Annotated in this window: 18 protein-coding genes and 1 pseudogene; 13 read left to right on the top strand and 6 right to left on the bottom strand. The window is 48.4% G+C overall.

Annotated elements, in window-relative coordinates; genetic code table 11:
- The 7 genes and pseudogenes from AC6R03_RS12800 to rplT form a co-directional block, all read left to right on the top strand.
- A pseudogene (locus AC6R03_RS12800) lies at positions 1–163 on the top strand (response regulator); the annotation flags it as partial.
- On the top strand, positions 163–597 hold the full coding sequence (locus AC6R03_RS12795) for a PAS domain-containing protein (protein WP_334551613.1): 435 nt from the start codon (positions 163–165) through the stop codon (positions 595–597). The pseudogene AC6R03_RS12800 and the gene AC6R03_RS12795, both read left to right, overlap by 1 nt.
- 69 nt (positions 598–666) lie before the next feature.
- The gene (locus AC6R03_RS12790) at positions 667–2,205 is read left to right on the top strand and encodes an NAD(P)H-hydrate dehydratase (protein ID WP_500632029.1); all 1,539 of its coding nucleotides are present in this window, start codon (positions 667–669) and stop codon (positions 2,203–2,205) included.
- A 203-nt stretch (positions 2,206–2,408) separates the two neighbouring features.
- Positions 2,409–4,337 (top strand): threonine--tRNA ligase, encoded by a 1,929-nt coding sequence (gene thrS / locus AC6R03_RS12785; protein WP_334551616.1) that lies wholly within the window; start codon positions 2,409–2,411, stop codon positions 4,335–4,337.
- A 3-nt stretch (positions 4,338–4,340) separates the two neighbouring features.
- The gene (gene infC / locus AC6R03_RS12780) at positions 4,341–4,892 is read left to right on the top strand and encodes a translation initiation factor IF-3 (protein ID WP_334552191.1); all 552 of its coding nucleotides are present in this window, start codon (positions 4,341–4,343) and stop codon (positions 4,890–4,892) included.
- Positions 4,893–5,004: 112 nt separating this feature from the next.
- Positions 5,005–5,199 (top strand): 50S ribosomal protein L35, encoded by a 195-nt coding sequence (gene rpmI, locus AC6R03_RS12775; RefSeq protein WP_005462620.1) that lies wholly within the window; start codon positions 5,005–5,007, stop codon positions 5,197–5,199.
- A gap of 41 nt (positions 5,200–5,240) precedes the next feature.
- The gene (gene rplT / locus AC6R03_RS12770; RefSeq protein WP_009841742.1) at positions 5,241–5,594 is read left to right on the top strand and encodes a 50S ribosomal protein L20; all 354 of its coding nucleotides are present in this window, start codon (positions 5,241–5,243) and stop codon (positions 5,592–5,594) included.
- Between the two features lie 144 nt (positions 5,595–5,738).
- Here the strand turns inward: rplT and AC6R03_RS12765 are convergent, their stop codons facing one another.
- Positions 5,739–6,083 carry a DUF3316 domain-containing protein gene (locus AC6R03_RS12765; protein ID WP_487901599.1) on the bottom strand — a complete coding sequence of 115 codons (345 nt, stop codon included), beginning with the start codon at positions 6,081–6,083 and terminating at the stop codon, positions 5,739–5,741.
- Positions 6,084–6,419: 336 nt separating this feature from the next.
- Between AC6R03_RS12765 and AC6R03_RS12760 the strand changes: the two genes are divergently transcribed.
- From AC6R03_RS12760 to AC6R03_RS12750, 3 genes are all read left to right on the top strand, one after another.
- A complete protein-coding gene (locus AC6R03_RS12760) occupies positions 6,420–7,250 on the top strand; it encodes a DUF6279 family lipoprotein (RefSeq protein ID WP_500632028.1) in 831 nt (276 codons plus the stop codon).
- Between the two features lie 124 nt (positions 7,251–7,374).
- Positions 7,375–8,154, top strand: a complete 780-nt coding sequence (locus AC6R03_RS12755) for a sulfite exporter TauE/SafE family protein (RefSeq protein WP_500632027.1) — start codon at positions 7,375–7,377, stop codon at positions 8,152–8,154.
- A 166-nt stretch (positions 8,155–8,320) separates the two neighbouring features.
- Positions 8,321–8,515: a hypothetical protein gene (locus AC6R03_RS12750; protein WP_500632026.1), complete on the top strand. Its 195-nt coding sequence runs from the start codon at positions 8,321–8,323 to the stop codon at positions 8,513–8,515.
- 159 nt (positions 8,516–8,674) lie between these two features.
- On the opposite strand, the gene AC6R03_RS12745 is transcribed toward AC6R03_RS12750, so the two are convergent.
- The 4 genes from AC6R03_RS12745 to zwf all read right to left on the bottom strand — a co-directional run bounded on the left by AC6R03_RS12745 (position 8,675) and on the right by zwf (position 12,708).
- Entirely contained in the window at positions 8,675–8,818 is a 144-nt protein-coding gene (locus AC6R03_RS12745) for a hypothetical protein (RefSeq protein ID WP_500632025.1), read from the bottom strand.
- A 185-nt stretch (positions 8,819–9,003) separates the two neighbouring features.
- Positions 9,004–10,452, bottom strand: a complete 1,449-nt coding sequence (gene gnd, locus AC6R03_RS12740; RefSeq protein ID WP_500632024.1) for a decarboxylating NADP(+)-dependent phosphogluconate dehydrogenase — start codon at positions 10,450–10,452, stop codon at positions 9,004–9,006.
- A gap of 40 nt (positions 10,453–10,492) precedes the next feature.
- Positions 10,493–11,209, bottom strand: a complete 717-nt coding sequence (gene pgl / locus AC6R03_RS12735; RefSeq protein ID WP_500632023.1) for a 6-phosphogluconolactonase — start codon at positions 11,207–11,209, stop codon at positions 10,493–10,495.
- Positions 11,206–12,708, bottom strand: a complete 1,503-nt coding sequence (zwf, locus tag AC6R03_RS12730; RefSeq protein ID WP_334552192.1) for a glucose-6-phosphate dehydrogenase — start codon at positions 12,706–12,708, stop codon at positions 11,206–11,208. Before zwf ends, pgl begins: the two co-directional genes overlap by 4 nt.
- 425 nt (positions 12,709–13,133) lie before the next feature.
- On the opposite strand from zwf, the gene AC6R03_RS12725 reads away from it, so the two are divergent.
- The 3 genes from AC6R03_RS12725 (at position 13,134) to AC6R03_RS12715 (ending at position 17,261) form a co-directional block, all read left to right on the top strand.
- Complete coding sequence (locus AC6R03_RS12725) at positions 13,134–14,063, top strand: GyrI-like domain-containing protein (RefSeq protein WP_500632022.1); 930 nt, start codon at positions 13,134–13,136, stop codon at positions 14,061–14,063.
- 196 nt (positions 14,064–14,259) lie between these two features.
- Positions 14,260–16,416, top strand: a complete 2,157-nt coding sequence (locus AC6R03_RS12720) for a TonB-dependent siderophore receptor (protein WP_500632021.1) — start codon at positions 14,260–14,262, stop codon at positions 16,414–16,416.
- Between the two features lie 83 nt (positions 16,417–16,499).
- The gene (locus AC6R03_RS12715) at positions 16,500–17,261 is read left to right on the top strand and encodes a siderophore ferric iron reductase (protein WP_500632020.1); all 762 of its coding nucleotides are present in this window, start codon (positions 16,500–16,502) and stop codon (positions 17,259–17,261) included.
- Here AC6R03_RS12715 and AC6R03_RS12710 read toward each other — a convergent pair.
- On the bottom strand, positions 17,258–20,146 hold the full coding sequence (locus AC6R03_RS12710; RefSeq protein WP_500632019.1) for an HD domain-containing phosphohydrolase: 2,889 nt from the start codon (positions 20,144–20,146) through the stop codon (positions 17,258–17,260). The genes AC6R03_RS12715 and AC6R03_RS12710 overlap by 4 nt on opposite strands.
- Positions 20,147–20,161 lie beyond the last annotated feature (15 nt).

The raw sequence follows: 20,161 nt of genomic DNA, 5'->3' as shown, positions 1-20,161 counted from the left end.
CGTGATCGAGTCAACGACGGGCTCTTTTAGCAAAACCATGACCTTTGAGGTGAGTTATAACATCGACGGTACATCGATTCGTTGTGATTTACTGTTTATGTTTGTCGATGAATCTCTGCCACTACTCGACAATAAGTTGGCGTACTTGATGGAGGACTTTTGATGTTGAATCTTCCTGCTGAATTTGAGCAATTCCACTGGATGGTGGATATGGTACAAAACGTCGATTTGGGCTTAATCGTCATCGACCGTGAGCATAAGGTCCAAGTGTGGAATGGCTTTATGACCCATCACAGCGGCGTGCAATCTCATGATGCGATCGGCAAGTCTTTGTTTGAGCTGTTCCCAGAGATCCCTCAAGACTGGTTTAAACTCAAAACCAAGCCGGTCTACGACTTAGGCTGTCGCAGCTTTATTACGTGGCAGCAACGTCCTTATTTATTTAAGTGTCGAAACGTGCGTCCAGTGACGCAACAAGCCGATTTCATGTATCAGAATATCACCCTAAACCCAATGCGCACGCCAACCGGTGAGATTCGCTCGCTGTTTCTCTCGATTCAAGACGCCACGGCGGAAGCCCTTGTCTCAAAAAAGTGATCGATAAGGTCGCGATCTAGGCTGGGATTGTGCGACAGTGAGAGCACGATTCTAGCCAGTGAGTGACCTATGGATTCCACAACCCTACCACGGTGGCTTTACACTGCCGATCAAGTCAAACAAGGTGAAGTGCTGGCTGCCAAGCGAGCCAATATCACGCTTTATCAATTGATGGAGCGCGCAGGACGCGCGATTTTGACGCTTATTCAGCGCTTGTACCCTGACGACAAGTCGCTCACGATATTGTGTGGAACGGGCAATAATGGCGGTGATGGATTTGTAGTCGCTCGTCTTGCTCGTCAAGCGGGGTATGACGTCACTCTGTGGCTCAGTGGCGATGAATCTAAACCGCAAGGAGACGCTGAGACCGCGAAGCTCGCCTTTGTGCGTTCGGGAGGCGAGATCCGTTATTTTAAAACTGAGCATCACGCCGAAGCGCTCAAGCGGGATCTTTTGCGCTCAGCGCTGATTGTCGATGCATTACTTGGCACCGGATTAAAAGGGTCGGTTCGTCAGCCGACGCAAGCCATTATCGACACGGTTTCTGAGACTCTCTCTCACACTCCCTGTCCTGTCATCAGTGTCGATGTGCCGTCTGGGCTATGCGCCGACTCTGGCACTCGACTAGGAATTAAGGGCAAGTCACCATGCATAGCGGCCGACCACACCTTAACCTTTATTGGTATTAAGCGCGGACTGGTGACAGGGGAGGCGAGGGCCGTGGTGGGTCAACTCCACTTCGATGGTTTGGAGGTAGATGAGTATTTTTCGTCTCTGATCAGCAGTAACACGGAGCGGTTGTCACAAACTGAGATGCAAGCACTCAAGCCAGAGCGGCATGCCTTAGCACATAAAGGCGATCACGGGCGATTGCTATGTGTGGGCGGCAACCAAGGCTATGGCGGTGCGATTCGTCTGTGCGCCCAGGCTGCGGCGCGAAGCGGTGCTGGTCTTGTTCGCGTTCTGTGCCACCCACAGAATGTCACCGCGCTTCAAGTCGCGTGTCCTGAAGTGATGAGTGAAGGATGGCGAGAAGACTTAGCCATGATCAGTCGCCGTTTTGCAGGGCAAAAAGTGTTGGCTATTGGACCTGGCTTGGGTCAAGACGCTTGGTCTCACGCATTGTATGATTATGCCGCGCAATATGAACAAGTTAAAGTTGTCGACGCCGACGGTTTAAATCGACTTGCAACTCAACCCAACTACGATGAACGGCGTGTCATTACCCCACATCCCGGCGAAGCGGCTAGATTGCTGGCTTGCTCGGTGGCTGAGGTGGAAGTGGATCGCTTTGCCGCAATCAAGGCGTTGCAGCAACGATACGGCGGCACCGTCGTTCTCAAAGGGGCTGGGACACTCATTTATGATGGCGAGGTGACCTCTGTGTGTCTTGCGGGCAACCCGGGCATGGCGAGTGGTGGCATGGGCGACGTATTGACCGGGATTGTCGCGGCGTTATTGGCTCAAGGATTATCACTCAGCAACGCGGCAAAGCTTGGCGTCTATCTTCACAGCCTTGCGGCGGATAAGTTAGCACGGCGCGAAGGCCAGATTGGTTTGCTCGCCAGTGATCTTATTGCTGAGGTGCGTTACCAGCTCAATCAATGATCCAAATCATCACTTTTTTGTGACATTGATTGTTATTTGAGTCAGTTACGTTAGAATGCTCGTTCGCTCCTGAGTTGTGCATCCGTATTTGCATATAAAAGGAGCTGAATTCTCGCCTTTGACGGCCATTATCCCGGCCGTGAAAGATACGTATGAATTGCAAGTGTTGCTTGGTGTGCAACACCACTGTAAAGGACAGTTAAATGCCTATTATTACTCTTCCTGACGGCAGTCAGCGTCAATTTGACAACCCTGTTTCTACTCTTGATGTCGCGCAATCTATCGGCCCTGGTCTGGCGAAAGCTACTATTGCGGGTCGTGTTGATGGTCAACGTGTCGATGCTTGTGATCTCATCGAAGCGGATGCAAGCCTTGAAATCATCACAGTAAAAGATGAAGTGGATGGTCTTGAAATCGTGCGTCACTCATGTGCGCACTTGTTAGGTCACGCGATCAAGCAGCTTTATCCGAACGCGAAGATGGCGATCGGTCCGACCATCGATAGTGGCTTCTACTACGACATCGACTTAGAAGAGTCATTGACGCAAGAAGATCTTGAAAAGATCGAAAAGCGCATGAAAGAACTGGCGAAAACCAAGTACCCAGTCATTAAGAAGAAAGTCAGTTGGCAGGAAGCACGTGATGCGTTTGAATCACGTGGTGAAACTTACAAGATGGAAATCTTGGATGAGAACGTCGCACGCGATGACCGTCCAGGCCTTTACCATCATGAAGAATACATCGATATGTGTCGTGGTCCTCACGTACCACATATGGGTTTTTGTCAGCACTTTACGCTACTGAATGTAGCGGGTGCTTACTGGCGTGGTAACAGCGACAACAAAATGTTGCAGCGTATTTATGGTACGGCTTTCCACGACAAGAAAGCGCTGAAAGCGCATCTAACGCGCTTAGAAGAAGCCGCCAAGCGTGACCACCGTAAAATCGGTAAGCAGTTGGACTTGTTCCACATGCAGCAAGAAGCACCGGGTATGGTGTTCTGGCACCACAATGGTTGGTCTATTTTCCGTGATTTGGAAGTGTTTGTTCGTGAAAAACTGACAGAGTACGACTACCAAGAAGTGAAAGGTCCATTGATGATGGATCGCGTACTTTGGGAGCGTTCAGGTCACTGGGATAAATACGCCGATGCGATGTTTACCACGTCGTCAGAAAACCGTGAATACGCCATCAAACCAATGAACTGCCCAGGTCACGTACAGATCTTTAACCAAGGTCTGAAATCTTACCGTGACTTGCCTCTGCGTATGGCGGAGTTTGGTTCTTGTCACCGTAATGAACCGTCAGGTGCCCTGCACGGTATCATGCGTGTGCGTGGTTTTACGCAAGATGACGCGCACATCTTCTGTACAGAGAGTCAAATCCAAGAGGAAGTGACGGGCTGTATTAAGATGGTCTACGACACATACCAGACGTTTGGCTTCGAGAACATCGTCGTTAAGCTCTCCACTCGTCCTGAAAAGCGAGTCGGATCAGATGAGATCTGGGATCAGTCGGAAGAAGCGTTGAAGCAATCTTTGCAATCGATGGACATTCCATACGAAATTCAAGAGGGCGAAGGCGCATTTTACGGTCCTAAGATCGAGTTCACTCTGTATGACTGTCTCGATCGTGCATGGCAATGTGGTACGGTGCAGCTAGACTTCAACCTACCTGGCCGTCTAGGTGCCTCTTATGTGGATGAGAACAACGAACGTCAAGTTCCTGTTATGATCCACCGTGCGATTTTGGGCTCGCTTGAGCGCTTTATTGGTATTCTCATCGAAGAGTACTTTGGCTTCTTCCCAACTTGGCTATCTCCTGAGCAAGCTGTTGTCATGAATATTACTGATAAGCAGTCTGATTACGCGAAGGAAGTGGCTCAAAAACTACAAAAAGTTGGAATTAGAGCAAAAGCAGACTTGAGAAATGAGAAGATTGGCTTTAAAATCCGCGAACATACTTTAAAGCGTGTACCATACATGCTGGTTTGTGGTGACCAAGAGATGGAAGCCGGCGAAATCGCAGTACGTACTCGTAAAGGTAAAGACCTCGGTAAATTTAAAGTGGATGACTTTATTGCATACATCCAAGACGAGATCTCTACCCGTAAGCTCAATCTGGAGGAATAAACTATTAAAGGCGGAAGACGCGGCCAAGTACCGGCCAAACAAAATGCTCATCGTTTAAACGGTGAAATTCGTGGCGTTCGTGAAGTTCGTTTGACGGGTGCTGATGGCGAATCAGTGGGTGTTGTTTCTATCCAAGAAGCAGTCGCAGCTGCTGAAGAAGCAGGTATGGATTTGGTTGAAATCAGTCCAAACGCTGAGCCACCAGTATGTCGTGTAATGGACTACGGTAAATTCCTCTTTGAGAAGAGCAAATCTGCTAAAGAGCAGAAGAAAAAGCAAAAACAGGTCCAGATTAAAGAAGTAAAATTCCGTCCTGGAACTGATATTGGAGACTATCAGGTAAAACTACGCAACCTGACGCGTTTCCTTGAAGAAGGCAACAAAGTGAAGGTAACAATTCGCTTCCGTGGCCGAGAAATGGCACACCAAGACATCGGTGTTGATGTTCTCAAGCGCTTGAAAGAAGACACAGTAGAATTTGCTGTTGTGGAATCTTTCCCAAGCAGAATTGAAGGGCGTCAGATGATCATGGTTCTTGCCCCTAAGAAGAAGTAATTAACGGCTTACAAGTAATTCAACCCCGCCGTTTACCTTACGGTCAAATGGCGGGGTTTTATTCGCCCTGATTACGTGTTTATTAAACTACTACAATGCGGAGTTATTCATCATGCCTAAGATGAAAACCAACAAAGGTGCTGCTAAGCGTTTCAAGAAAACTGCTGGTGGTATTAAGTACAAGCACGCTACAAAACGTCACATCCTGACTAAGCGTACTACTAAGAACAAGCGTCAACTACGTCCTAACGCAATCCTTCCACGTTGTGAAGTGGCTGCTGTTATCCGTATGTTGCCATACGCTTAATTCTTTTTAGTTTATTTATCGTTTAGTTTAGGAGAAGCATAATGCCTCGCGTAAAACGTGGTGTACAAGCTCGTGCACGTCATAAGAAAGTTCTAAAACAAGCTAAAGGTTACTACGGAGCACGTTCACGTGTTTACCGCGTAGCTTTCCAAGCAGTTACTAAAGCTGGTCAATACGCTTACCGTGACCGTCGCGCTAAGAAGCGTCAGTTCCGTCAACTATGGATCGCTCGTATCAACGCTGCATCTCGTCAAAATGGTCTATCTTACAGCCGTTTCATCAACGGTCTTAAGAAAGCATCTATCGAGATCGACCGTAAGATCCTTGCTGACATCGCGGTATTCGACAAATCTGCATTCGCAGTACTTGTTGAAAAAGCGAAAGCAGCTCTTTAATTAGAGTTCGCTGTTAGGATTAGGAAAAGGAGAGCTTAGGCTCTCCTTTTTTATTGCCTGTCTATCGGATGCGATCTTTTGGAACAAGGCAAAACAAAACGCAGGCAAATGCCTGCGTTTTGTTGTTTCAGAGAAAGGGCGCTACTAGCTATTATTGCTTTCGCGGTACTGATATTCATAGTCGACGTTCACTAGCGCTTTATAGGCAACTTGGCCGCGTTCAGAAGCGAACTCTTCGACGGTGACCGTCATATCTTCCACTTTGATAGAAGGTAGTAGAACGTTACTTTGATGGATAGGAAGTGTACGTTTTAACTCCGATGCATCCATGGCGCGCACTTCTTCCATCAGTTTAAAGCCCGCCTCGTAAGCCATCTGCTTACTCTGATAATCACCCGTCGTCAGTGAGCGATGTGATTGGGTGGTTTGCGTTGACGCCAACACAGAAGAACTTAGGATTAACGTTGAAAGTAGAATGAGTTTTTTCATCACGGAGACTCCTTATTGGTTACCGTTGATGTCTATACTAGCGAGTGATCGATTTTGCGTCTGTCAAGGTAAGTAATTCTTATTACAGCTTGTGTAAAGAGTTTGGATACGATGCTGACGTTGGCGCAACCTAGCGTTAACAATGTCAAACTTCTATGGATTTTTGTGGTCGTATTACAGAAGTCGGTCATGGAGTGTTGAATAGAGGTGAAGGCCTTGACCGACCAATAGCAACTTTCGAGTTTGGTATTAATATTGCTTGGTTTATCACCACTGCCAGTGCGCAGTCGTGATAAACAGAATGGACATCAGCAGTGTGTTGCAAAGGAAACCGCAATGAAGAAATTTGGACTGATGCTTTTGATCGCGCTCGGCTTAGTGGGGTGCAGTACTAAGTTTGTGTACAACAATATGGATTGGTTGTTGGTACGTTACTTACAAGACTACGTTGAACTGGATGATGACCAAGAGTCCCTCGCAAGCGAGAAGATTGCCACCTTGAGCCAGTGGCACCGTGAGCAAGAGATCCCACATTATATTCAACACTTGGATGAGTTGATGGCGATTGAGCCAGCCACGTTTACTGTCGATGATCTGATCTCTGAGCAGCAGAAGCTCGAGGCGCACACGACTCGCTTGGTCGCAAAGGTGACGCCAGAACTCTACGAACTGGCCAGCCAACTGTCCGATGAGCAAGTCGAAGAGCTTATGGACAATATTCGAGTAAAGCACACCCAGTACAAAAAACGTTACCAAGACCTTTCTGAACAAGCGATTCGGCAACGATACAAAACGCGTATAGAAGAGAATATCGAAACTTGGATCGGTGACTTAACCGATGAACAGCAGCTGATGGTTGATCAATGGGTTGCGGACATGACACTGACCAATCAAGATTGGGTCACGCATCAGACGCGTATGCGTGTTGAGCTCAATGCCTTACTTGCTGTACGTGTCGAACCTTCACTCTTCCAACCTAAACTGCAATCGTTGATGGATACTCCAGACAAGCTCTATAGCGCCGATTTAGAGCAAAAAATTGAATACAACCAGCAGCTGTCGAGACGTTACCTGGTGACCATTATCAACAGCATGACCCCTGATCAGACTGCGCACTATCGACAAGAAATCCAGGAGTGGAAGGAGATTGCACTGTCAATTCGATGAACATTAACAGCGAGAAATCAATACCTTGGTCTAAGTTAGCCAACGCACAGTTTCGTTGCTCTTTACTTGGGCTCGCCTCGAAAACTGGTTAGATTATGCTTTTTGCAGCGAAGGTTGGAGTGGTATGGATTGGGCAGTGTTGTTCGTCGCTGGCGTGTTGGGGGGAATACTCAATAGCGTCGCTGGGGGTGGCAGTTTTATCACTTTTCCTGCGCTGATGTTTGTTGGCGTGCCGCCAATTGTTGCAAACGCCACCAATACCTTTGCCGCTTGTGCGGGTTATCTCAGTGGCACCTATGGATTTCGTGAAGACATCGCTTCTGAAAAAAAACACATTATTCGAATTGTTCTGGGCAGTCTACTCGGCGGAGCGTTAGGTGCTTGGTTGTTATTGAGTGTCTCAGAGCAGCAGTTTCTTGGTGCAATTCCGTGGCTGCTGCTGTTTGCTACCTTGCTGTTTATTTATGGTCATCACATTAGCGCATGGGCGTCACGTCTGGCGACACATCCGACTCGAGAAGTTCGACTTAAAAGCGTCATCTTGACGCTGTTTTTGGTTTTCGTCGCGGCGTATGGCGGTTTCTTCAATGCAGGGCTTGGCGTGATTGTATTAAGCTACCTTGTGTTAGCAGGCTATCAAAATATTAATCAAATGAACGGTCTTAAACTGCTGATTTCTTCGGCGGTCTCTTTGGTGGCGATCGTTATTTTTGTCGCTGAAGGGGCAATAGACTGGCCACGTGGTATAGCGGTCATGATGGGTACACTAAGCGGCGGGTATTTGGCGGCACGTGTGTCTAGGCGAGTAGCGCAGCAAACAGTGAAGCGTTTCGTTGCGTTGTCTAGCTTGATCATGACGGTGTACTTCTTTATTGATGTATATTGGCCTATCGACGAGTGGTGATGCGCTTTGTGTTGTTCTGACTGCCATGATCACATTTAAAGCTATTTTGAGCTTGTTTTAGGTTAATTTATCTCCCTTTCTGCCACTCTCTACCTGTACTCATGACGGGGCATCTGTCACCGATATGACCCAGTTTCCCCATTTCTTTCCAGTGATAGGAGGCGTTATGAGTAGAAAACTAGGTCGCGTGATGTCGAGCAGCCGTATGATCTGTTTTGTGGCTTTTCTCGCAGCGGTATTTGCATGGATTTTGAGTATGCCGGCACTGTTTACGGTGTCACTTTTAGCGCTGGTGGCTAGTGGAGTACTGTATTGGGATGACGTGAAGAAAGCGCGTCAATCCTCAGAAAGATCACTCTAGCATTGCTCAAGTGGCCAGATGAAAATGGGCACATGCGAATGTGCCCAGTGTAACGTCGGATGGCCTTACCTAGAAGAACCCAAGTGGATTCACGTCATAGCTGATGAGTAAGTTTTGGATTAAAAAAATAAGAGCGCCGAATGGCGCTCTTACGTTTTTTTAGCCTTGTAGCCCGCCTTGTTGTTGGGCTTGTTTTACTAGTGCCTGACGCTCAGTCTCTTTATCAGAAATTACTCTATTATCCTTGTTATTTGCTTGTTCAACATCCGATGGAACAAATACAAAGAGTTTGTTAATAGTCATAATTGAGCCCTACTTAGTAAATATTGCCACTCCAATTTAGGTGAGTGGTCAAGGTGTGACATCATCCACACTTTTTTAATTGTAGGCGTAGATGAGGGGATGAGATCACCCAACCTCATCTATCAACGGGATGAGCCAACAAAAAAAGGGCGCTTTCGCGCCCGATTCAATGGTTGCGCTACAGGTTACACATCGTAAGTGGTCGATGCGGTATCACCGCCTGTACCTGTCCAGTTAGTGTGGAAGAATTCACCACGCTCACGGTCGATACGCTCGTAAGTGTGCGCACCGAAGTAATCACGCTGAGCTTGCAGCAGGTTCGCTGGTAGACGAGCCGTTGTGTAACCGTCTAGGAAAGATAGCGCAGAAGTCGTACATGGCATTGGGATGCCTGACTCTAGAGATTTCGCTGCCACTTTACGCCATGCCGTTAGGCTGCTTTGTAGGATGTTTTTGAAGTACTCGTCAGAACCTAGGAATGCAATGTCTGGGTTCGCTTCGTACGCATCACGGATGTTGCCTAGGAATGCCGAGCGGATGATACAACCACCGCGCCACATGAGTGCTACGTTACCGTAGTTAAGATCCCAGCCGTTTTCGTTTGATGCTTCGCGCATTAGCATGAAGCCTTGAGCGTAAGAGATGATCTTAGACGCTAGTAGCGCTTGACGAAGTGCGTCGACCCACTCTTGCTTGTCACCTTCAACTGGTGTGATTGTTTTGCCGAACAGCTTCTCAGCTTCAACACGCTGGTCTTTTAGTGCAGATAGACAGCGAGAGAATACTGACTCAGAGATAAGTGTCAGTGGAATACCTAGGTCTAGGGCATTGATACCTGTCCACTTACCCGTACCTTTTTGGCCTGCTGTGTCTAGGATCTTCTCAACGAGAGGCTCACCGTCTTCATCTTTGTAGCCAAGAATGTCAGCCGTGATTTCAACCAGGTAGCTGTCGAGCTCAGTCTTGTTCCAATCTGCAAATACCGCTTGCATCTCGTCAGCAGACATACCAAGACCGTCTTTCATGAACTGGTAAGCTTCAGTGATAAGCTGCATGTCGCCGTATTCGATGCCGTTGTGTACCATCTTAACGAAGTGACCAGCACCGTCGTTACCAACCCAATCACAGCAAGGTTCACCAGCATCAGTTTTTGCTGAGATACCTTGGAAGATAGGCTTAACCGCTTCCCAAGCTTCCGCCGCGCCACCAGGCATGATTGAAGGACCGAAACGAGCGCCTTCTTCACCGCCAGATACACCAGTACCGATGAAGTGAATGCCTTGCTCACGGCAGTGCGCTACGCGGCGGTTAGTGTCTGGGTAGTTAGTGTTACCACCATCGATGATGATGTCACCTTCGTCTAGAAGTGGGATTAGGTTGTCGATGAAAGTGTCAACAACGTCACCAGCACGAACCATCAGCATCACTTTACGTGGCGTTTCGAGTTTCTCAACCAACTCTTCAAGTGAGTAAGCACCAATAATGTTGGTACCCTTCGCTGGGCCTTCTAGAAACTCGTCTACTTTCGCAGCAGTACGGTTGTGAGCCACCACTTTAAAGCCGTGGTCGTTCATGTTGAGGATAAGGTTTTGACCCATTACCGCTAGGCCAATAACACCGATATCACCTTTCATTATTTCTCTCCAATATGTTCTCGTTGGACGAGCAACCGCGTTATGCGATTTTCGCCGCTGCGTCAGAATCTAAGTACCACTCCGTCTCACCCGCTTTCGACTGAATTTTCGCCGCGGGATAAGGCAGTTCGCTTGCTGGAGTGGTGTGAATTTCGTGCACGATATCAACTTTACCTGAGCCAAGAACGAGGTAGCTGATTCGTTTTGCTGCTTCTAGCACTTTAGCGGTTTTTGACACGCGAAGTTGGCCAGATTCAGGATGAGAAGCGACAACAGACAAGTTCTCATCCGCATAGTTGGTTTGACCCGGGAATAAAGAGGCAGTGTGGCCGTCGGCGCCAACACCCAATAGAATCCAATCAAACACGGGTGTACCGTTTTCACACGGGATAACCTCTGCCATTTCGTTGGCAAAGCGCAGCGCTTCCTGCTCGGCGTCATTTTCGCCGCGAATACGGTGGATGTTTTCAGCAGGCAGGTTCACTTTGCTAAATAGCAAGGCGTTTGCTTCGCCGTAGTTGCTTTCCGCGTCATCCGGAGCAACGCAGCGTTCGTCTCCCCACCAGAAGTGGAGGTTTTGCCAAGTGATGGTATCCGCGTATGGGGCCTGGGCCAACAGGTTAAACAGCATCTTAGGGGTGCTGCCGCCGGAAAGTGAAATGTGAACAGGTCGGCCAAGCTCGCTGTACGATTTCATATCGTTGGCAAGGCTTTCTACCACCTGCTGCGCGGTTGAGTGGATCTTGTGATTGATCATAGTTCGCAGTAGTCCGTATCTGTCAGGTTTTTACATGGGAAGCGCCATGCACGGTTGTTTCGTGCTAACAAGTCATCAGACTCTTTTGGCCCCCAAGTACCACAAGCGTAACCAAACAGTGCTTGTGGATCTTGTTTGAAGTCGAGAATCGGTTGAACGTACTTCCAACACGCTTCAACCGCATCGCTACGGGCAAATAGAGTAGCATCTCCATTTAAGGCATCAAGCAGAAGACGCTCATAAGCCGTCAGCATTTGGGTCTCTTGCAGGTCGGCGTAGTGGAAGTTCATTTTCACTTCTTTCGCTTTAAAGCCTGCACCTGGCTCTTTGAGACCAAAGCTCATCTGAATGCCTTCGTCAGGCTGAATTCGAATGATGAGTTTGTTTTCTGGTGCATTTTGACCAAATACTGGATGCGGCGTCTGTTTAAAGTGAATGACCACTTCAGTCACGCGAGTAGGAAGACGTTTGCCCGTACGTACGTAAAAAGGCACACCATTCCAGCGCCAGTTATTGATGTAAGCTTTTAGACCAATGTAGGTTTCCGTGCGCGAGTCGTCGGCAACGCCATTTTCTTCGCGGTAACCCAATAGGTGCTGGCCACGGACTTCAGATGCTGTGTACTGACCCAACACCAAATCATTGCGCAGCGCGTCTTCGTCTAACGGTTTGAGGCACTGCAGAACTTTCACCACTTCATCACGCATGGAATCAGCGTTGATTTGTGCTGGCGGCTCCATTCCTACCATCGCTAACACTTGCAGCAGGTGGTTTTGGAACATATCACGCACAGCGCCAGAACCATCGTAATAGCCACCACGTTCTTCAACACCGAGGAACTCGGCGCCAGTGATCTCGACGTAGTCGATAAAGTTGCGGTTCCACAAGGGTTCGAACATCGCATTAGAGAAGCGGAACACCAGTAGGTTTTGTACCGTCTCTTTTCCTAGGTAGTGGTCAATGCGGTAAATCTGGTGCTCTTGAAAATGCTCGTGGATCTCTTTGTCCAGCTTTTGCGCAGACTCTAGGTCATAGCCGAATGGCTTTTCGATGATCAAGCGTTTCCAGCCGTCTTCTTCATTGTTCAACCCATGTTCAGCAAGGCTGGCTGGGATGACACTGTATAAACTTGGCGGTGTCGCAAGGTAGAAGAGCGTATTGCGTTGCTCGAACTGGTACTGATTGGAAAGGTCATCCAGACGGGAGACCAATTTGCTGTAATCGGTGCTGTCTGAGGTATTGATCGCTTGGTAATGAAGATGGTTGATGAAGGCATCGAGCGTCTCAGGAACCGTCTTTTCCATCTCTTGTAGAGAGCGCTTCAGTTTATCACGGTACGATTCATCACTGTATTCAGTACGACTTACACCCAAAATGGCAAAGTTCTCTGGAAGCTGCTTGTTCGCATACAGGTGGTATAACGCGGGGATCAGCTTACGGTATGTTAAATCTCCCGAAGCACCAAAAATCACGATGCTGCTGTTTTCTGGTATTACCATCATCTTTCCTTTAGAAACAAGGGTCTTAAATCTGTTGCGCCAAATTATCAGCGCAGCGAATAAATAGAAAATCGGTGCTACCTATCATCACAATAGGGAGTGCCACTTACTTTCTAGGCGTTTGAAACGGCAGGGTATTGTCTACGACAATTTGACATACATCAACTATTGAGAAGGCAATCGATTAATATTTGTCAGACTAATTTATTAAATAATTGAATAAGCAGAAAAAAGAACAGTAACCGGTAAGGCGGCGTTCGCTATGAGCTCGAAAACGATTGCGCAAAAACCAAACAGAGCGGACCAAGAGGTGATGAGATTAAGAGTCAGGTTGACTATGGTCATTTGGGCTAGCTAGAGCACATATTTGCAGCGCTCATAGAATGTGAGACACTTCGCGAACCAGGCATTGATAAAGATGAGCGATGAGCAACGACAGCAAACAAGATAAATCGATGGCCGTATTTCAGCGGATCAGTAAGGTGTTGGATTACATTCACCACCACATCGAAGATCCGATGACGCTGGATGAATTGGCTCAGCAGAGTTGCTGGTCACGTTGGCAGTTGCAACGCGTTTTTCAAAACGAGACGGGCACGACAGTGGCCAATTATGTACGAGAGCTAAAGCTCAGTGAAGCGGCTGAACGTTTGATCGATGGTGAGGATAAGGTCATTGATATCGGCTATGCGCTCGGTTTTGGCTCGGAAGTCAGCTTTAGCCGCGCGTTTAAACACAAGTTTGGCGTCAGTCCAAGAGCGTATCGGCAGGCAGGTAAACGCACAGGGTTAAGAAAGCCTCTGCAGTCTTCCTCGGATAGAGATACAGCGTATCAGTTTGGCAATCAGCCTGCGTTTGTCCATATTCGAGTCGAATCTAAGCCCGCATTTTATGTTCGCGGCAGTCACGGTCACATCAGTGGGTTGTTTTCACCGCAGCCCAACTTCGCCACGCAAGTCCCACTGTTGTGGCAGCAGCTTGAACAGGCGCTGCAAGACTCCACTGACCAATGGCAGAGGGTAGGGGTGGTCGATACTAAGCACGCTCAATTTGATGCCGCGCCACTGACTTATTGGGCAGGGGTTGAGCTTTGCGATGCACGGCAAATTCCAGATAGGGCGCACTCATCTACGTTGAGTACTCTGTCCGTTCCGGCTCAAACTTATGCGGTAGTCACACATAAAGGTTCGATTCGTGGGCTACCGGACACCCTAGAGTGGTTTATTCTCAATTGGTTACCTAGCTCAAACTACCGCGGAGTTGATGGCTTTGAACTGGAAGTGTATCCAGCTCACTATTACTCTGAATCGCCAAGTGCAGAAATGGAGTATTGGTTGCCAATCGAGTTGCGATAAGGCGCAGTCCGCTGACTTCCACTCCTTTTTCTCTTTTTCCCTCCTCCGACTGAATTGCGCGCTCGCAGCGAATAAAACACTGCCAAACAAAAGTCGGTGACTTTGCACCAAATTGTTAACTTTTACCCAATTAAAAAATTTAGAATGCAAATGATATTAATTCTTATTAAGATAGGCATGGGTAATTGAGGACAATATGCAATCTATCACTCACTTTCAGCGCTCGACATTGACGTTGGCGCTCATTTCAGCGTTTTCTTCGCCCCTTTACGCTGCCGAAGGCGGAGACGCTTCAACGATGGACACCATCACCGTTCTGGGCGAAGCGTATCGTAACACGGCCACTAAAACTGCGTTAGAACCAGAGGAAACCCCGCAAGGGATCACCACGATTGAATCAGAGCAGTTGGAGCAACGCGGTGTCAAATCCTTGAATCAGGCGCTCCGATACGCCCCTGGCGTCGTCACAGAGAAAAAAGGGGCGTCGGTCACTATGTACGACACCTTCTCGATTCGTGGTTTTGCCAACAGTGAGAGCTATTATGATGGGCTTAAGCTTCCCTATCTAACAGGATGGAACTTGCAACCACAAATCGATCCTATTGCACTGCAACAGGTGGAAATTTTCAAAGGCCCTACCTCTGTGTTGTACGGTTCCATGCCGCCGGGCGGGATGGTGAATATGATTGCTAAATCGCCGCAGCAGCAGAGCCAAACGCGTTTGAGTGTCGCGACAGGAACCAGAAACCTGATGGAAACCTCGCTCGATACGACGGGGCAAATCGGTGAGAGTGATGTCTCTTATCGCTTGGTGGCCCTTGCTCGTAAACGAGACAGTCAAGTCGATAATGCAGAGGAAGAGCGCTACGTGATTGCACCGTCGATTGATTGGCAAGCTAGCGAGCGGACGTTAATTAACCTCAACATGTACTACCAAAAAGATCCGAACATGGGGATCAACTCAGCGCTGCCCGCGTCGGGAATGATTGACAGCAACGCCAACGGTTCAACGTCACCGTCCACCTCGGCAGGCGATGTCAATTGGAGTCAGTTTGAGCGTGAAGTGTTTATGCTCGGTTATAAAGTCAATCACGACATTAACCATCAATGGACCTTCCTACAAAACGCACGCTACGCCGATGCCTCCCTATATCAGGAAAATACCTACCACAGAGCCACGAGTTTCGATGCGTCCACTGGCGCTATGAGCCGAAACATTTACGATACGGACGAATCATCGCAGTCATTTGTGATTGACAACCAATTGTCTGGCTTAGTGACGGTCGGGCAGGCGCAGCACAACCTGCTGTTTGGCATCGATTACCTCAAACTCAAAGGGGACTCCATCTATCGTGAATACGCTGCAAACGCCGAGTTCTATGGATTCAATGTTTTTCGCCCCAACAACGCGCTGTTAGACAGAAACGCGTTGACAGAGGTGTATGACGAAACCCACAAGATTGAGACCGAACAACTGGGCTTCTACCTTCAAGACCAAGTTCGATTGGCCGATTGGGTACTGCTGGCGGGTGGACGCTATGACCGCTTCGAATCGAGTGACCACAAAACCAGCACCACTGGGAGTGACACCGTCGATACAGCTGACCACCACCAATTTTCTTATCGCGTTGGGGCGTTGTATGAGTTTCACAATGGCCTTTCCCCGTTTGCGAGTTTTGCAACCAGTTTTGAGCCTGCCTCAGGCACAGACATCGACGGTAATGCGCTTGAACCTCAGCTCGGTGAGCAAGTTGAGGTCGGGGTTAAGTACCAATCACACGATGGCGCGCAGAGCATGACGGCGTCTTACTTCCACATTACTAAGCAAGATGCGGTCTCTTATGACCCTAATGACCCTAGCTACCGCGCGAAGATTCAGCTAGGAGAAGTGCGTTCTCAGGGCCTTGAGCTAGAAGGCCGCTGGTTGGTCACAAGCGCTTGGGATCTTAATGCGGGCTACACCTACATGGATATGGAAGTGACAGAGGATGTCGACAGTGCCTTAGTGGGAACGACGCCGATTTACGTGCCAGAGCACACGGCCAATCTATGGACAAATTACTATTTGTACGATGGCCCGTTGGCCGGCGCGCGTGTTGGCGGGGGTGTTCGTTATGTCGGTGCGATGCAAAGAGATGCGTATAACACCGGCGAAAAAGTACCCGCTTATACCTTGGTGGATCTCTCTTTGGGGTATGATCTTGGCGCAATGAGTGAGTCACTTTACGGCGCCGTGGCCAATCTTGTTGTGAACAACCTCTTTGATGAAGAGAGCTACACTTGTTATGACGACGCGAACTGCTGGTATGGTGAAGAGCGCTCGATTGAACTCAATGTGAATTACGAGTTCTAACCGAGTTATTCCACGTTCTGGCTAACGGTGGGTTAAATCCAACAGTATCAAGCAGCCCAATTGGGCTGCTTTTGAACCAAGAAATGAATGCAAAATTGAATGCCTTAGGCAGCAGTGCGCTGGATATTGAATCGCTCGATCCCTTTTTTCATGCGCTTTTTGAGAATTGCAAACACGTCACGCCCTTGTTAGATGGCAAGGTGAGTGTACCTGAGTGCGAGCAACTGTTACCCCAACAAACAGAACAGAATCGACGTTTGCTCGGTGCGCTATATCATAGACTGAGTGAGCAACACACAAGCGCTGGAAATGGCTACTGGATAACCCGAACCTGGGATTTGGTGTGTTGGCAGCCAATGTTTGTGGCATTTGTTGCCGTCTACGCGTGTCGAGGGGTACCTCAATTTGACTCGATGGCACAAACCGTTGATGGTCACTGGATCGCGGGATTTTCATTTGAGACCCAAGCACATCAACATGGCGAGTTACCTAAATTGATTGAGCTTGCGGGGCGGACCTTGTCGGCGTTGTTTGAGGTTTACCGCCAAGACATTGAGTCATTTACCCGAATTAGACCGGGGTTTACTCAATCGCTGATGAGTGATGCACTGCTCAACTGTCTGGTTAAATTGTCACGTTTTGAGCCGACTTTAACCTTAGAAGAAGCCAAAACACACGCTGAGTTATGGTTGTCGGCGTTTCAATTACGCCCTAGAGCGGCACAGCAACTCTATTTGGATGACGATGGGGCACTGAACATGCATCGCATCAGTTGCTGCCAGGTCTATAAATGTGAAAGCGGCAGCTATTGCGATAACTGCCCCAAGCGCGCGCGATCCCGCTAAGCGAGTTCGCTAAGGTACGCTTTGACTTTTTGAATGTGCCCCTTTCTATCAAACTCGCTATGTTGCGAGGCAGGAAGGTAGTGGTTTGCGTAGTACTGGTCCACTTCGTGTTCCAAAAACAGCAGGTAGAGTTGCGGGTCAATATGCCCGCTGGTCGCCATCGATGTCATTATCTTGATCGACTCGTCGAGTGTTTTGCCTTTTTTGTAAGGTCTGTCTGAAGAGGTAAGCGCTTCGAATACGTCCGCAATGGCCATCACGCGAGCCGGAATCGACAACGCCTCTCCCTTAAGCCCCAATGGATAACCTTTGCCATCCATTCTCTCGTGGTGTCCTCCGGCAATCTCTGGCACCTGTTTCAAATGATCGGGATAGGGGAGGCGATTGAGCATGTTGATGGTTTGAATCACGTGATCGTTGATCAAAAAGCGCTCGTCGTCATTCAAGGTGCCGCGCTTGATAGACAAGTTATACAGCTCACCCTGATTAAACTTCAGCTCCCCAGGTTCAAGGACAAAGTCTTTTGACCAATGCTGCTTTGGATTGACGCCTTCACCCCAACTCACTTTGTGTACTTGCTTGTCTGCGAGCAATTTTTCTTTGGCGGGCAGTGGCGTTTTGGGGCCCGCGCGATCTTTCTCAATCCAAGAGATACCTAATTGGTCATCGAGCGTGCGAGTCCACTCCTTACCGGCGATGCGCTCTAGTCTCGCGACCGCATCGTCGGTCATAAACTCACTGCCTAAATTGCACTGTGCGACAAACTCAAAGTCATCATCAAGCTCGCGATGAGTCCGCTCTAACTGCGCTTGTGCCTCGGCAATCTCAACGCCGTTCGCAATGCTCTGCCAATATTCGGTGTTGGCGTCGGACTTGAGCAGCTCAAAGCGCATGCGAATCTCGTGGATGCGATCGTAAATGGTTTCCAGTTTTGTCGCTTTATCGACCACGTATTCCGGAGTGGTGACTTTCCCACAATCGTGCAGCCAAGCCGCGAGATGAAGCGCCTCCCATTGGTCGTCTTCCATCTTAAATTCGGGGAAATAGCGGCCGTCATTGTGGGCCACCTGTGTCAGGACATTCGCCAGTTCAGGAATGCGTTGGCAGTGACTGCCCGTGTAAGGGGATTTGGTATCAATCGCAGAGGCAATCAAAGAGATAAAGCCATTGAGCATCTCTTTTTGCTGCTCAATTTGGGTGATGTTCTCTTTGGCAATTTCAGCAAAACTGAGCAGTTCTTTTAAGAAGGCGTGTTTGTCGCTCTGCTCGGCGGTAATGCGTCGTTCATAACCGAGCAGTAACAGCCCGACCAGCTTTTTATTTTTGTTGTGAATGGGGAATAGATAAACGTCCGAAGTGTAGAGACGATTGGCGATGCCCTGCAGCGCTGCTTGGTGGCGCTGCAAGTGGACGATCTGGCCTTGCTCTAACTTGGCTTTTAGCCCGTCAATCGCATGAATAAAGGCGTTGATCTCTAATTTAAACGGGATGATGGATGTGCTGGTTGCCAGTTCGAAATCGTCTTCACTGTTACTTTTACTGGTAAAGAGCACAACGCTTTCGGCTTTAGTCAGCTGATAGCTCTGTTTACACAGGGTTTTTGATAGAAGCGCGAAATCTCGGTTACTGGCCGTGTCACGCAGTAAGGTCAACATGTCATGTAGCGTGTGCTCCATCAATTGGATAGAGGCCGTTAAGTTCGAGACCTCTTTGATGATGCTGGAGGGATAGCGCGTTTTTTTAAACTCAAAACGGGTGATATTACTGGTTAGGGTAATGAGCGTTTTCAGTGGTGTCGAAATTTTTTGCGAGACAAACCAGATGATACACAGGCTCATGACCAGCATCATGATCGCCACCTGAATTTGCTTGTCTCGCATCGAAATCAATGAACCTAGCAGGTCATCGTGCGGGGTCGCTTCCGCTAATCGAAGTTTGATGTCTTTATTAAGCATCACAGGGACAAGTGTTATCGACCATTCAAGGCCCTCACTCTCTACTGTTTTATACACCACGCCATCGGAGAAGCGGTTGAATATTGGGTTAAACACGGTTTCTCGGATAGTGTCGTGAACCTCCTCGTACCGGCTGGATTGTTCTGGGAATACGGTACCGAGATTGTGATGAGCAAGCACGTTGAACTTTCGATCAAATAGTATGAGTTTAGTATGTTCAGAGAGCGCCATTGAATGCAACTTTCGCGACAGTGAATCTAGGGTAAAGTCGGCACCGATGACAAACTGGCCATTAGCGGATCGCCTTGAAAGCGTCACACCGGTGGTTTTGAGTTCATAGAAAAAGTAAGGCTCAGTCAGCTGAATCGTGCCATCTTGGCGGGTGTTTTTAAACCAAGGACGAACGCGTGGATCAAATTGGTTATCCTGTTTAAGACGCTCAGTCAGTATCTTGAGGGATGAATCAAGGAAGTAGAGGTTGTTTTTTCCATCGACACCCATCTCATGAACCATCACTTTCGCATGGCTTGGTGCGCCAAAGCGCTCTGCGTCTGCTGCGTCCTTAAAAAGGCGGATGACGTTCATATCACCCTCTTGACTGGCATAGTACATCCCCACCATCTCAGGGTTTTTCTCGAACGTCGTCACCAGAGAGGCAATCAAGCCGCGATTTTGGTGCAACGCCATACCTCGATTGAGGCTATCGCCATTGGCAATAAAATCTAACGAAGTAAAAATCGGTGCAGTGGCACTTTCAAATGTGATTTCGAGCTTTGCGCTGTTTTCGTTTGACAGCTCTTCCGCGCTCTTGTTGAGCAGCCCTTGTGAATGCTGGTAACTGGTGAACACCAGTATGATCGCAGCGATTGACGTTAGTGCCAAAAAGAGACTGGTGATGTGAATGGTCAGGGAATACCGGCGTTTCTTCATTCAATTTATCCGCTT

The organism is Vibrio sp. R10-SG-ISO4 (genome assembly GCF_059834135.1).
This window is presented reverse-complemented; position numbering and strand designations above follow the sequence as displayed.